This window comes from Arthrobacter sp. EPSL27 (assembly GCF_001512305.1).
GTDB lineage: Bacteria > Actinomycetota > Actinomycetes > Actinomycetales > Micrococcaceae > Arthrobacter.
The window spans coordinates 129346-143280 of sequence record NZ_LNUT01000003.1; the positions used below are offsets into that span (position 1 = coordinate 129346).

The 13935-nt window shown below is 65.1% G+C and carries 9 protein-coding genes; 8 read left to right on the forward strand and 1 reads right to left on the reverse strand.

The annotated features are described in order from the left end of the window. Positions 1-75 precede the first annotated feature (75 nt). Positions 76-1635: a glycoside hydrolase family 32 protein gene (locus tag AR539_RS02660; protein WP_066432310.1), complete on the forward strand. Its 1560-nt coding sequence runs from the start codon at positions 76-78 to the stop codon at positions 1633-1635. A 68-nt stretch (positions 1636-1703) separates the two neighbouring features. Here the strand turns inward: AR539_RS02660 and AR539_RS02665 are convergent, their stop codons facing one another. Next, entirely contained in the window at positions 1704-2636 is a 933-nt protein-coding gene (locus AR539_RS02665; RefSeq protein ID WP_066432312.1) for a LysR family transcriptional regulator, read from the reverse strand. A 158-nt stretch (positions 2637-2794) separates the two neighbouring features. On the opposite strand from AR539_RS02665, the gene AR539_RS02670 reads away from it, so the two are divergent. From AR539_RS02670 to AR539_RS02700, 7 genes are all read left to right on the forward strand, one after another. Then, entirely contained in the window at positions 2795-4099 is a 1305-nt protein-coding gene (locus AR539_RS02670; protein ID WP_066432313.1) for an aromatic ring-hydroxylating oxygenase subunit alpha, read from the forward strand. Further along, complete coding sequence (locus tag AR539_RS02675; protein ID WP_066432314.1) at positions 4096-5511, forward strand: ferredoxin reductase; 1416 nt, start codon at positions 4096-4098, stop codon at positions 5509-5511. The genes AR539_RS02670 and AR539_RS02675 overlap by 4 nt, the downstream gene beginning before the upstream one ends. Positions 5512-5637: 126 nt before the next feature. After that, complete coding sequence (locus AR539_RS02680) at positions 5638-7560, forward strand: BCCT family transporter (protein ID WP_066432315.1); 1923 nt, start codon at positions 5638-5640, stop codon at positions 7558-7560. 3 nt (positions 7561-7563) lie between these two features. Next, entirely contained in the window at positions 7564-8493 is a 930-nt protein-coding gene (purU, locus tag AR539_RS02685) for a formyltetrahydrofolate deformylase (protein WP_082699165.1), read from the forward strand. A 38-nt stretch (positions 8494-8531) separates the two neighbouring features. Beyond that, complete coding sequence (locus AR539_RS02690) at positions 8532-11039, forward strand: GcvT family protein (RefSeq protein WP_066432319.1); 2508 nt, start codon at positions 8532-8534, stop codon at positions 11037-11039. Between the two features lie 544 nt (positions 11040-11583). Continuing rightward, on the forward strand, positions 11584-12285 hold the full coding sequence (locus AR539_RS19885; protein WP_442854391.1) for a hypothetical protein: 702 nt from the start codon (positions 11584-11586) through the stop codon (positions 12283-12285). A gap of 246 nt (positions 12286-12531) precedes the next feature. Then, positions 12532-13893 carry an MFS transporter gene (locus AR539_RS02700; RefSeq protein WP_066432321.1) on the forward strand — a complete coding sequence of 454 codons (1362 nt, stop codon included), beginning with the start codon at positions 12532-12534 and terminating at the stop codon, positions 13891-13893. Positions 13894-13935 lie beyond the last annotated feature (42 nt).

Sequence of the window (13935 nt, forward strand, 5' to 3'; positions counted from 1 at the left end):
CCGGATGCGTGAACCACCGAAGGTTCCATCCCCCCAGCGCCCGGCGGAGCAGCCGCCTTCGAAAGGAAGTCAACGATGACACATGCCTTTTCCCGTCGCCGCGTCCTGCAAGGCACCGGGGCAGGAGCGCTCGCCCTGATCATGGGCGGGGGCGCAGCCGCCGTTCCCGCCCGGGCCGCGCAGGCCTCCCAGCGGGCCGTCTACCATATGACGCCACCGTCGGGGTGGCTGTGCGACCCGCAGCGGCCGGTGTTGCTGGACGGCAAATACCACCTCTACTACCTGCATTCCACGCAAAACAACGGCCAGGGCGGCTGGGACCATGCCACCACGGCGGACGGGGTGGCGTTCACCCATCACGGTGATGCGCTGCCGCTGCAGCCCGATTTCCCCGTGTGGTCCGGATCCGCAGTGGTGGACACGGCCAACACGGCCGGCTTCGGCGCAGGGGCCGTCGTCGTCCTTGCCACCCAGCCCACCGGCGGCATCCGGAAGTACCAGGAGCAGTACCTCTACTGGTCCACCGACGGCGGCTACACGTTCACCGCGCTCTCCGAGCCGGTCATCGTGAACACCGATGGCAGGGCTGCGGTCACGCAGGCGGAAATCGACAACGCCGAATGGTTCCGGGACCCGAAAATCCACTGGGATGCGGCGCGCAACGAATGGGTCTGCGTGATCGGCCGGGCACGGTACGCGGCCTTCTATACGTCTTCGAACCTGCGCGACTGGCAGCTGAAGCGCAACTTCGACTTCCCCAACCCCGCGCTCGGCGGAATCGAGTGTCCCGACCTGTTCGAGATGACAGCCGACGACGGCACCAGCCATTGGGTGCTCGGCGCCAGCATGGACGCCCACAGCATTGGGCTGCCCATGACCTACGCCTACTGGACGGGCACGTGGGACGGGGAGCAGTTCCTGGCCGACGACGTCGCCAACCCGCAGTGGCTGGACTGGGGCTGGGACTGGTACGGCGCCGTCTCCTGGCCGGCCGTTGAGGCGCCCGCGACGCGGCGGTACGCGATCGGCTGGATGAACAACTGGAAGTACGCAGCCCGGGACGTTCCCACCGACCCCTCCGACGGGTACAACGGGCAGAACTCCGTCGTGCGGGAGCTGCGCCTGGAACGCCAGGGAGGCGGCTGGTACAGCCTGCTCAGCAGCCCCGTCACAGCGCTTTCGAACTACGTCAGCTCCTCCACCTCGTTCCCGGACCTGGCTGTGGACGGCAGCTACGTCCTGCCCTGGAACGGCCGGGCCTACGAGCTGGAACTCGACATCTCGTGGGATGCCGCCACGAACATTGGGGTCTCTGTGGGCCGCTCCGCCAACGGCGCCCGGCATACCAACATCGGCAAGTACGGCAATGAGCTGTACGTGGACCGTGCGCCCTCGGACCTTGCCGGCTACTCGCTGGTCCCATATACCCGGGCCGCGGCGCCCATCGACGCCGCCGCACGCTCAGTGCATTTGCGCATCTTCGTGGATACGCAAAGCGTCGAAGTGTTCATCAACGCAGGCCATACGGTGATCTCGCAGCAGGTGCATTTCGCGGACGGAGACACCGGGATTTCCTTCTACTCGGACGGCGGGCCGGCATCCTTCTCCGGCATCAGGATCCGGTCCTTCCAGTAGCCGGCCCCGCGAACGGCGGCCCCACGCCTCGGTGGGGGCCGCCGTCGCTATTCCGTCGCCGACAGCGCTCAGAGGTCCTCTTCAAGCCGGGCGGTGAGGATGCGGTTGGCGTTGGCCTGCAGGATGTCGATCGACTCTTGGATCAGGGGTGAGGCGAGGCTGCCCCTGCGCGCTGCCACCACAATGCGGCGCGTGGGTCGCGCCTTACCGGTGATGCGTAGCCGAACCACGTTCTCGGCACCATGCAAAGGCGCCAGCCGGGGCAGCAGGCCAATGCCCAGCCCCGCGCCCACGAACGCGATGTGGGTTTCCCATTCGACGGCCTCATGGGCAATCCGCGGCGTCAGCCCCACCGCCGTGAACGCCGCGGTGAAGAGGGAATGGTAGGTGGAACCGGCGGCCTCGGTGATCCAGGGCTCGGATGCCAGCTCTTCAAGCGTCGCCGTTTCCCGTGATGCCAGCGGATGGTCAGCGGGAACGATCACATCCAGGGGATCGTCGAGCAGGACTCTCTGCTCGAAGCGCGGATCGTCCTCGCCATAAGTGTCGGACTGCATGGCGACGATGACGGCAAGGTCGATTCGTTCCGCCACCAGCAGGTCGAAGCAGCGTGCCGGGTCAGCCTCAAGGACTTGCACCTCCAGCTGGGGGCGGGTTGAACGCAGGGTGGCGGCCAACGGCGCCAGCAACTGGGCGGCTGCAGAGGAAAATCCGCCGAGGCCAAGACGGGGCTGCACCTGGTCGCCGGCCTCCATAGCCACGGCGCGCAGGCTCTCCCACTGCGCGATGAGGGCATCCGATCCCGCTACGAGGAAGCGTCCGGTGGCGGTAAGCCGCACGCCCCGGCCGTCTTTTGTCAGCAACTGCATTCCAAGCACACGCTGGAGTTCCCGCAACTGCGCGGAGACGGCAGAGGGAGAATAACCCGTGAGCTCCGCGGTTGCGCCGATGGTGCCGCACCGGGCGAACACGCGCAGGGTGATGAGCCTAGCGTCGATCATGCACTAATTCTGCAGGGTTATCTTCAAAATTTGGCGCTTTTGTTGCAGCAGATGTGTCCCTAATCTCATCATTACAAGCTCTTCGACCATCCCCTTAGCACCCGCGCCCCGTGGTCACCCCGCACCACCCGCAACCCAGGCCTCCCGGGAGGAAACCCTTGACTGCTTCAGTGAACGTGCCCCTTAATTCACGCGGAAAACTCGCTGCGTCATTGCCTGCCGGGCAGCTGGCAGAAATTTCCGCGTTGTTTGAGTTCCGGCGCACCGGCTACTCCCTCGATGCCCCCTTCTACACCGATCGCACCATCTTCAACATCGACATGGAGGCCATCTTCGGCCGGCACTGGATCTTTGCCGCCAGCACCGCTGAACTGCCGGAGCCCGGAGACTACGTCACCGTTGACTACGGGCCCTACTCCCTGATCGTGCTGCGGAACGACGACGGCGGCGTGAACGTCCTTCATAACGTCTGCCGCCACCGCGGTGCCCGCGTTCTCACCGAGGCTGCCGGGTCAACCGGAAACCTGGTCTGCGGCTACCACTCCTGGACGTACTCCCCGGAGGGCAACCTCATCCATGCCTCCGCACCGGGGGAAACGAAGTTCGACAAGAGCTGCTTCGGCCTCAAGCGTGCCCACGGCCGTGAGGTTGCCGGACTCATCTTCGTCTGTATTGCGGATGAACCGCCCACGGACTTCGACGAAACGGCAAAGATCTTTGAGCCGTACCTGGCGCCCCATGATCTCGCGAAGACGAAAATCGCCTACCAGCAGAACATCATCGAAGAGGGCAACTGGAAGCTCGTCATGGAGAACAACCGTGAGTGCTACCACTGCGACGGACACCCTGAGCTCGCCTGCTCCCTCTTCCCCACCTGGGGCCTGACCGAAGGCCTGATCCCGCCCCACCTGGAGGAAGTGTGGGACCGCAACAAAGAGGCCCAGTCCTCCCTCGAAGAGCGGTGCCGCCGCTACGGCCTTCCCTACGAGGTAGTCGAGGAGCTGGACACCCGCGTCGCGGGAATCCGCATCTCACGGGAATCACTCGACGGAGAAGGCGAATCATTCTCCGCCGACGGGCGCAGGCTTTCCAAGAAGCTGCTCGGTGACCTGCGCGACTTCCGCCTTGGCCGCTGCTCGATGCACCTGCAGCCCAACAGCTGGTTCCATTTCCTCGGCGACCACGTCATCACGTTCGGTGTTTTTCCCATCAACGAACACCAGAGCCTCGTCCGCACCACGTGGCTTGTGGCTGACGACGCCGTGGAGGGCGTGGACTACGACCTGGAGAAGCTCACCTACACCTGGAAGCAGACGAACCTGCAGGACAAGGCGTTCGTGGAGCTGTGCCAGCAGGGTGCCGGCAGCCCCGCCTACGAGCCCGGCCCCTACATGAAGAGCGAATACCAGGTCGAGGCATTCATCAACTGGTACGTGCAGCGCGTGCAGGAGTACTTGGCATGACTGAACTCCTCACCGAAACGGCAATCCAAGAACCACAGCGTATTCGCGGTCTTGAGATGCCGTGGAACAGGGTGATGGGAAGCGCCGAGACGCCCGCCCGGGCAGCCCGTGCATTGGGCCCATGGCATCCGCAGGAGTTCACGGCCGAATGCGTCGAGACCGTCGCCGAGGCCGGCGCCATGATGACCTTTGTGTTCCGCCGCTGCGACGGTGCGCCCCTGGCGTTCCGCGCGGGCCAGTACGTGAACGTCGCATTTCCCGTAAATGGCCAGGACCAGGAACCGGTGGACCGCAGCTACTCGCTGTCCAGTTCGCCCACCGAGCCCTGGACCTTCAGCATCACCGTCAAGTGCGACTCCACGGGACTGGTCTCGCCATATGCGCACGAGAACGTCAAGCCCGGCACCGTCCTTGAAATGCTGGGGCCCGTTGGAGCGTTCCACCTGCCCGACGCCGACCGGCGGGCGCGGTTCCTCCTGCTTGCAGCCGGCGCAGGCATCACTCCGATCATGTCCATGGTCCGGACAATCCACTCCCTGCCCGGCCACGCCGATGTTGCAGTGCTCTACCACGGCTCGGACGCCGGAGGCTTTGCCTTTCACCGGGAACTGGCCTATATCGCCTCGGTGGACTCGCGCATCACGGTCCACTACTCCCTGGGTGACCGCAGCGTCCCGGAGGGATGGGACGGGCTCCGTGGAAGGCTGACGGCAGGCATGCTCGAGGAAGTGGCCCCCGACGCCAACGGCCGCCAGGTGTACGCATGCGGTCCCGAAGGTTACCTGAACACCGCCGCCGAGCTCCTCAAGGGGGTCGGGGTGGACGACACTTCCATTCATATGGAGTTCTTCTCGGGAGACCGCCAGACGCTCCTGGAATATCAGGCGGAGGTGGCGCTTGCAGCCGACGTCGCGGAGGAAATTGCCGAGGAGATCGCCGAGTCCGCCGAGAACTACTACGAAGGCCAGCCTGCCGCGTTTGGGCTCTACGAGCCTGGCTACGACGCCGACGGAACCTTGGAGGCCTCGGGGCTGCCGCTGGAAATCATCGACCCGGAGGCGCCCGGCCCGGACCCCTCCGCCGACGGCCCGGCCACGGAGCCGGATGCCGGCTCCCCTGACGCCTTGAGCTTTGACACGGTGGGAACAGGCACCCTCACCATGACCTTCATGCGCACCGGCCTTAACGTGCGGATCGACCCCAGCGAACGCATCCTCGAGGCGGCCCAGCGTGCGGGCGTCAGGATTGGCGCGAACTGCAAGGAGGGCATGTGCGGCTCCTGCAAGGTCGTCAAGCTTTCAGGGGAGATCGAGATGAACCACCAGGGTGGAATCCGGGCGCGGGAAATCTCGGCGGGCAAGTTCCTGCCCTGCTGCTCAGTCGCGCAGACCGATCTGGTGATCGATGCCTGACCCCCTGTTCCACGATCGAAGCAGAGCTGATCGTAACCACTGAATGAGAGGAAGCACCGATCTTCCACCGGCCCGGGGACGCCGGAGTACAGCGCCAGCCCATGAATTCTTACCAAAGGACCTGACATGGCTTTGAACAGCGACATCCGCCCGGATACCCAATCCCCCCTTGACCTGGAGGAGCCCACACCCGTTACTGCACCGGATAGCTCTTCTTCCTCCCACGAGTCACAGGACGCGGAGGATACCGAACAGATCATGCAGGAACTCCGCCAGACCAAGGCCGAACAGGCTGTGGCTGAACGGCGGAACCGCAAGCTCACCCTCGATAAGGCCACCTTCGGCATCACCGGCGTCCTTGCCCTGGCCTTCGTGGCCTGGGGCTTCCTGGGCCGGGACAGCCTGGCCACTACCTCGACACTCGCCCTGGACTGGGTTATGGAGTACACCGGCTGGCTCTTTATGGTCCTGGCCTCGTTATTCGTTGTTTTCGTCCTCTGGCTGGCCCTGGGCAAGTGGGGCAACATTCCCCTCGGCAAGGACGGTGAAAAGCCCGAGTTCCGCACCGTTTCATGGGTTGCCATGATGTTCGCGGCCGGAATGGGCATCGGCCTGATGTTCTACGGTGTTGCCGAACCGCTCTACCACTACATTTCGCCGCCGCCCGGCACCGTGGACGGACGGACCCCCGCAGCCATCCAGACGGCCATGGCCACCTCCATCTTCCATTGGACCCTGCACCCGTGGGCGATGTACGCCGTCGTTGGCATCGCCATGGCCTACGGCACATACCGCCTGGGCCGGCGCCAGCTAATCTCGGCAGCGTTTACGTCCCTTTTCGGCATCAGGACAGTCGAGGGACCGCTGGGAAAGTTCATCAACATCCTGGCGATTTTCGCCACGCTTTTCGGCACGGCGGCTTCCCTGGGCCTCGGCGCCCTGCAGATCGGCAGCGGGCTGAGCTCGAACGGCTGGATGGGCGAGGTGGGTACGCCAGTGCTCGTGGCCATTGTCGCCGTCCTGACCGCCTGCTTTGTGGCCTCGGCGGTGTCCGGTATCAGCCGCGGCATCCAGTGGCTGTCCAATATCAACATGGTCCTGGCCGTTGTCCTGGCGCTCATCGTCTTCATCGCCGGCCCCACGCTCTTCATCCTCAACCTCATCCCTGCCGCGGTGGGGGACTACGCCCGGGACCTGGCCGAGATGGCTTCCCGCACTGAAGCCGTCGGTGACGAGGCCCTGCGCACCTGGATGTCCGGCTGGACCATCTTCTACTGGGCCTGGTGGGTGTCCTGGACGCCTTTCGTGGGCATGTTCATCGCCCGGATCAGCCGCGGCCGCACCATCCGGCAGTTCGTCACCGGCGTCCTGCTGGTACCCAGCATCGTCAGCGTCATCTGGTTTGGCATCTTCGGCGGAACGGCGTTCAAGATCCAAGAGGACGCGGACAGGGAAGGCACAGCCGGCCTTGTGTCCATGGCCAGCGGGTCACCGTCCATCGATTTTGACGGAGCCCTGTTCGACCTGGTGAAGAACATGTCCATGCCGGCCTGGCTGACCGCGGCGGTGATCGTCCTCGCGATGGCCCTGGTGGCCATCTTCTTCATTACGGGAGCCGACTCGGCGTCGATCATCATGGGGTCATTGAGCTCCAACGGATCCTCGGACCCGAAGCGCGGCGTGGTGATCTTCTGGGGCACCCTCACGGGTGCGGTAGCGGCCGTCATGTTGCTCGCCGGCGGCGATGAACCGTCCGAGGCGCTTTCCGGGCTGCAGCGCATCACCATCGTGGCGGCCCTGCCCTTCGTCCTGGTCATGCTGCTGCTCTGCTTCGCCCTGGTCAAGGACCTTCGCCGGGACCCGCTGTCGCTCCGTCGCCGGCTGGCGGACTCCGTCGTGGAACGCGCCATTCGGAGCGGTGTGGACCAGCACGGCGGCGTCCAGTTCGATCTCGTAACCAAGCACGAATGTGACCAGCGCTGTTCGGATGACGGCCCCTGCTCGGCATCCCCCGCTCACACCCAAGCATCCGCAAAGAACCAGGAGTAGACCATGACCACAGTCCTCGAAGGCCGCCCCACCGCCATTGCGACGGCGGAAGCCGGCGCCGTCCCCAGCATCCGCAGTACCGGGACCGCACAGTACGTCCTCACGCTTGCGTGCCCGGAGCGCCCTGGGATCGTCCGGGCGATCACCGCATTCCTCGCTGACCGCGGCTTCGACATTGTTGAACACCAGCAGTTCGACGACCATATGAGCGGCAAGCTCTACCTGCGCACGGCCTTCACCCCGGGAGACAATGAGGTCTCTGCGGAAGGCCTCAGCGCAGAGTTTGCCGCCACTGCCGATGAGTTCGGCATGGAGTTCGCCATCCACGACGGCCGCCCCCAGCGCGTGCTGGTGATGGTCTCGAAGTTCGGCCACTGCCTCAATGACCTCATCTTCCGCTGGCGCGCCGGCAGCCTGGGTGCGGAGATCGCCGTCGTGGTCTCCAACCACGAGGACCTCCGCCCCATGGCGGAAGCCGCCGGCCTGCCGTTCATCCATGTCCCGGTCACCGCCGAAACCAAGCCGCAGGCCGAGGCGCGCCTGCTGGAACTGGTCGAGGAGTACCAGGCAGACCTGGTGGTCCTGGCCCGCTACATGCAGGTACTCTCGGACGGCCTCAGCAAGACCCTCCGCGGCCGGGCCATCAACATCCACCATTCCTTCCTCCCCGGGTTCAAGGGGGCCAAGCCCTACCACCAGGCCTACGACAGGGGCGTGAAGCTCATCGGAGCCACCGCGCACTACGTCACCGCAGACCTGGACGAGGGCCCGATCATCGAGCAGGAAGTGTTCCGGGTGGACCACAGCCTGGACCCGAATGCGCTGGTCACTGTTGGCAGGGACGCCGAATCGCAGGCATTGTCCCGCGCAGTCAGGTGGCACTGCCAGCACCGGGTCCTGCTCAACAACACCCGCACCGTCGTCTTCCGCTAACGCCTACGCCCGCCACGCACAACAGGAGAAACAAACCCATGAGCGCATCACCACGCGTTGTTATCATCGGCGCCGGCATTGTCGGAACCAACCTTGCCGACGAACTCACCACCCGGGGCTGGACCAACATCACGGTGGTGGAACAGGGACCGCTGGAACTTGCCGGAGGCTCCACCTCGCACGCGCCGGGCCTGGTCTTCCAGAACAACCCGTCGCGGACCATGACCGAATTCGCCACCTACACGGTGAACAAGCTGCTGGCTCTGAGCAAGGACGGCGAATCCTGCTTCAACCAGGTGGGTGGCCTGGAGCTGGCAACCACCCCCGAGCGCCTCGCCGACCTCAAGCGCAAGATGGGCGTGATGACCTCCTGGGGCGTCGAAAGCAGGATCGTCGACGCCGACGAGTGCGAAAAGATCTACCCACTCCTGAATACCGGCAAGCTCACCGGCGGCCGCGAAGTCCTGGGCGGCCTGCTTATCCCCACTGACGGCCTGGCCCTGGCGGCCCGTGCGGTGCAGCTGCTGATCGAGCGCTCCAGCGAGCGTGGCGTGACCTTCCTCGGCTCCACCGCGGTGACCGGCATCGCCCAGGAGGGCGGCAAGGTGACCGGCGTCGAGACAGACAACGGACTGATCCCGGCGGACATCGTGGTGTCCTGCGCAGGTTTCTGGGGCCGTGAACTCGGCAAGTTGGTTGGCCTGGAAGTCCCGCTGCTGCCGCTCGCCCACCAGTACGCGATCAGCACCCCGCTGCCCGAACTCGAAGGCGACAACGAGCTTCCGAAGGGCGCCAGCAAGCCCATCCTGCGCTACCAGGACAGGGACCTGTACTACCGCGAATGGGGCGACCGCATCGGCATCGGCAGCTACGCCCACCGGCCCATGCCGGTGGACATGTCCGCGCTGCCGAAGGTCTCCGCAGAGGAAATGTCGGACCACCGCATGCCCTCGCGCCTGGAGTTCACCCTGGAAGACTTCCTGCCCGCTTGGGAGGACAGCCAGGACCTGCTGCCGGCGCTGCGCGGTTCCGAAATTCAGGACGGCTTCAACGGCATCTTCTCCTTTACCCCCGACGGCGGCCCGCTCATGGGCGAGGCGCCGGACCTCCAAGGGCTCTTTGTGGCTGAGGCCGTGTGGGTGACGCATTCGGCCGGTGTGGCCAAGGCAATGGCTGAGCTGCTGGTGGAGGGCCGGTCGCGCACGGACCTCCACGGCTGCGAGCTCACCCGCTTTGAAAAGGTGCAGACCTCCGACGCCTATGTCAGCGAGACGTCGCAGCAGAACTTCGTGGAGATCTACGACGTAATGCACCCGCTGCAGCCCAGGGAATCCCCGCGGGACCTGCGAGTCAGCCCGTTCAACGTCCGGCAGAAGGAGCTCGGCGCCTTCTTCCTGGAGTCCGCCGGCTGGGAGCGCCCGCATTGGTTCGAGGCCAACCGCGGCCTCCTGGAGGAGCTGCCGGCAGAATGGCAGGCGCCGGAACGGGACGGGTGGTCCGCCATGTTCTCTTCCCCGATCTCCGCCGCGGAAGCGTGGAAGACGCGCACCGCCGTCGGACTTTTCGACATGACGCCGCTGAAGCGGCTGTCCGTGGTGGGCCCGGGCGCGCAGGCGCTGCTGCACCGGCTCAGCACGGGCAACATTGCCAAGAAGCCTGGTGCCGTAACGTACTGCCTGCTGCTGGAGCACGACGGCGGCATCCGCAGTGACGTGACGGTGGCACGGCTGGCGGAGGAAGACTTCCAGCTGGGAGTCAACAGCAACGTGGACTTTGACTACCTGCGGGTGGAAGCCCGGAAGCAGTCGGCAGCGGATCCGGCCCAGTGGGTGCACGTCTCGGACATCACCGGCAGCACCTGCTGCATCGGATTGTGGGGCCCGCTGGCGCGCGAAGTGATCGGCAAGGTCAGCTCCGACGACCTGACCAACGACGGCCTGAAGTACTTCCGCACCAAGGAAATCTCCGTTGGGGGCATCCCGGTCACTGCCATGCGGCTCTCCTACGTGGGCGAGCTGGGCTGGGAGCTGTACACCACCGCCGAATACGGGCTAAAGCTCTGGGACCTGCTGTTTGAGGCCGGCAGGGAGCACGGCATCATCGCGGCCGGCCGCGGCGCGTTCAACAGCATGCGGCTCGAAAAGGGCTACCGGCTGTGGGGCACGGATATGACCTCCGAGCACCACCCATACGAGTCCGGCCTGGGCTTCTCGGTGGCCAAGGACAAGACGGGCTTTGTGGGTTGTGAGGCCCTGGCCGGGCGCAGGGAGCAGCCGGCCACCCGGGCGCTGCGGTGCCTGACGGTCGACGACGGCACGTCCATTGTGCTGGGCAAGGAACCTGTGTACGTGGGCGGCTCCGCAGTGGGTTACGTCACAAGCGCCGCCTACGGCTACTCCGTCCGAAAGCCGATCGCCTACGCGTGGCTGCCGACGTCGGTGTCCGAGGGCGACCCGGTGGAGATCGAGTACTTCGGGAAGCGCGTCGCGGCAACGGTCTCTGCCGAGCCGCTGTTCGATCCGGGCATGGAGCGCCTCCGCGGATAGTCCACCACCTGCCCGGGCTTGCGTCGGAAACCGGGGGTCGCTGAAGAGGCGGCCTCCGGTTTTCACGCGTGACCGACCCTTTCCCGCCTTAATGTCAGACCCCATTGCGATGATGTGTGCATGGGCACCGAAGCGGTGGCGAAGGCGTTTGCTGACATCAAGGCCGCCGTTGACGTGCTCAACGCGGAGGTGGATGCTGCCGGTGTCGACGCTTCTGCCGGTCCTGATCCGCTGGCCATGCTGGCGGACACCAACCTGGACATCCTCTCCGGCGCAGCGGCCGTAGAGGCCGGCGTGGCAGGGTTGAAGGCCCGCGCTGCCATGAAGTACGCGGAAACCGCCCGCGCTCTCGCCCCTCCAGGGGCGCCGGTGCGGGCGCAGGAGATGGCCGTCGACGCCGAGATCGCCGCCGTGCTGGCCATCGGGCCGCGGGCTGCAGCTTCGTTCCTGGCCGCATCCCATATGATGACCACCGCCTTGCCGCTGACCTTGTCCGCCCTGCAGGCCGGAGCACCAGATCCGGGCCGACAATTTTGCCTCAGCGATCCTCACCAGCAGAACCAGCAGCAGTGGCGGGGCGAGTGCCGGTGGCGCAGACGCAGGAACGGCTGCCGGGTCGTCTTCGTCAGTGCGGGCCCAGGTGCTGGTCACCGTGCCGGTACTTGCCCTGATGGGCCTCACCGACGAACCAGCCATGCTGGACGGTTTCGGCCCCATCCCACCGTCCATGGCGAGGAATCTGGTCGCGAATGGGGCTGATTCGTTCCACCGGGTTCTGGTTGACCCGAGGGACGGGGCGCCACTGGAAATCGGGCGGACCAGTTACAGGGTCACCAAAGCCATGCGGAACTGGCTCCGGCTTCGGGACGGCAAATGCCCCTTCCCCTGCTGCAACAACAATTCACTGGACAACGAGGCAGACCACCTCCTCGCCTGGCACCAGGGTGGCGCCACCGGCATCAGCAACTTGGGACAACCCTGCCCTAAGCACCATCGTCTCAGACACACCACCGGCTGGACCCCAACACCAGCCACCAAAAACGAACCCCCTGGCTGGACCTCACCGTCCGGCCGCCACTACAAAAGCGAACACCAGGACTGGGAACCGCCCCACTGGCCGGACGAAGTGCTGCCGGAAATCAAGCGCCTCACCGGATCAACCCTCGGGTTTACAGACTTCGCTTACATGGGATTGTCCCCGGGAGAAGAGGACCTGGCGCGGTTCCTGACCGCCCCACGCGCTTGATTAGCAGAAGGCGGATGAAGCCAATTGCGGCATCAATGCAACTTTATTGCATGTGGAACAACACTGCGAGCCCATGCTACCCCGCTCCAACGCATGCCGCACCGGCCTTGAGTCGCTGAAGTTGCTGCCCATATCCCGCAAATAAGAAAAATGCCTTTTCACAACCATTGACCGTGGCGGCCATCACACCATAGTCTGTTGCAACAGCGTTGCGCTGAATGCAACCACGAACACTTTGGTGGAAACATGAGTAACGAAACTTCCTCCCCATCCCGCCGCAGCTCCCCGGGCGGCACCCTGAGTGATCCACGCCCCGCCCCTGCCGACAACGCCGTCAGCAAGGAAACCAGGCGCCGGGTCATCGCTGCCAGCTTCATCGGCAACTTCGTTGAATGGTTCGACTACGCCGTCTATGGCTATCTGGCCGTCACCATCGCAACGGTCTTCTTCCCGGAATCCGATCCGCAAACCGGGCTGCTGCTGACCTTCGCCCTCTTTGCCATCTCCTTTCTGGTCCGCCCGCTCGGCGGATTCGTCTGGGGCCACATCGGCGACAGGGTGGGCCGGCGGACAGCCCTCTCCCTGTCGATCCTCATCATGTCCGGAGCGACGTTCTGCATAGCACTGATCCCCGGCTACGACACGATCGGCATCTGGGCGCCTGTCCTGCTCCTGATCATCAGGGTGGTCCAGGGCTTCTCCGCCTCCGGCGAGTACGCCGGAGCCTCGGCTTTCCTGGTGGAGTACGCCCCCGCCAACCGGCGTGGCCTATACGCCGCGGTGGTCCCCGCCAGCACCGCGGCCGGCCTGCTGCTCGGTTCGCTGATGGCCGGCCTGCTGACTACCTTGCTCTCCACCGACGCCATGCAGAGCTGGGGCTGGCGGCTGCCCTTCCTGCTGGCGGCACCCATGGGACTGATCGGCCGGTACATCCGGACCAAGCTCGAGGACACGCCCGTGTTCCGGGAGCTGGCCGCCGAGGACCACGCCGTCAAGGCCCCCGTGTCCAGCCTCTTCCGCAACCACTGGCGGCAGTTGCTGCAGGCCGTCGGCGCCGTGCTGCTCAACGCCGTCGGCTTCTACGTGATCCTCAGCTACATGCCCACGTACCTGTCCTCGGAACTGGGCCTCGGCGAAACTGAATCATTCCTGGCCACCACCGTCGCCCTGATCACCTACATCGGCTTCATCTTCCTCACCGGCATGCTCTCGGACCGGTTCGGGCGCAAGAAGGTGCTGATCAGCGCCTCGGTTGCCTTTATCGTCCTGACCGTCCCGGCCTTCGCACTGCTCGGCACCGGCAACTTCCTGGTCATCGTCCTGGTCCAGATCCTGCTGGGCGCCATGCTTAGCCTCAACGACGGCACGCTCCCCAGCTTCCTGGCGGAAATGTTCCCCACCCGGGTCCGCTACAGCGGCTTTGCGGTCAGCTTCAACCTTTCCAACGCCCTGTTCGGCGGCACCGCCCCGTTCATGGCAACGCTCCTCATCGCCGCAACCGCAAGCGACCTGGCGCCGGCCTGGTACCTGGTGGCTGCCGCCGTCGTCTCCCTCATCGCAGTGTCCCTCTCCAGGGAAACCTGCAAAGAGCCCCTGCGGCACGAATAGCTTCCCTCTCAAGCCAACCAACCAACCGCAACTCAAGAAATG

Excerpts from the sequence above, each read along its gene's own strand:
- AR539_RS02675 (WP_066432314.1), top strand. The coding sequence starts at position 4,096 with ATGACTGAACTCCTCACCGAAACGGCAATCCAAGAACCACAGCGTATT.
- AR539_RS02690 (WP_066432319.1), top strand. The coding sequence starts at position 8,532 with ATGAGCGCATCACCACGCGTTGTTATCATCGGCGCCGGCATTGTCGGA.
- AR539_RS02680 (WP_066432315.1), top strand. The coding sequence starts at position 5,638 with ATGGCTTTGAACAGCGACATCCGCCCGGATACCCAATCCCCCCTTGAC.
- purU (WP_082699165.1), top strand. The coding sequence starts at position 7,564 with ATGACCACAGTCCTCGAAGGCCGCCCCACCGCCATTGCGACGGCGGAA.
- AR539_RS02660 (WP_066432310.1), top strand. The coding sequence starts at position 76 with ATGACACATGCCTTTTCCCGTCGCCGCGTCCTGCAAGGCACCGGGGCA.
- AR539_RS02700 (WP_066432321.1), top strand. The coding sequence starts at position 12,532 with ATGAGTAACGAAACTTCCTCCCCATCCCGCCGCAGCTCCCCGGGCGGC.
- AR539_RS02665 (WP_066432312.1), bottom strand. The coding sequence starts at position 2,636 with ATGATCGACGCTAGGCTCATCACCCTGCGCGTGTTCGCCCGGTGCGGC.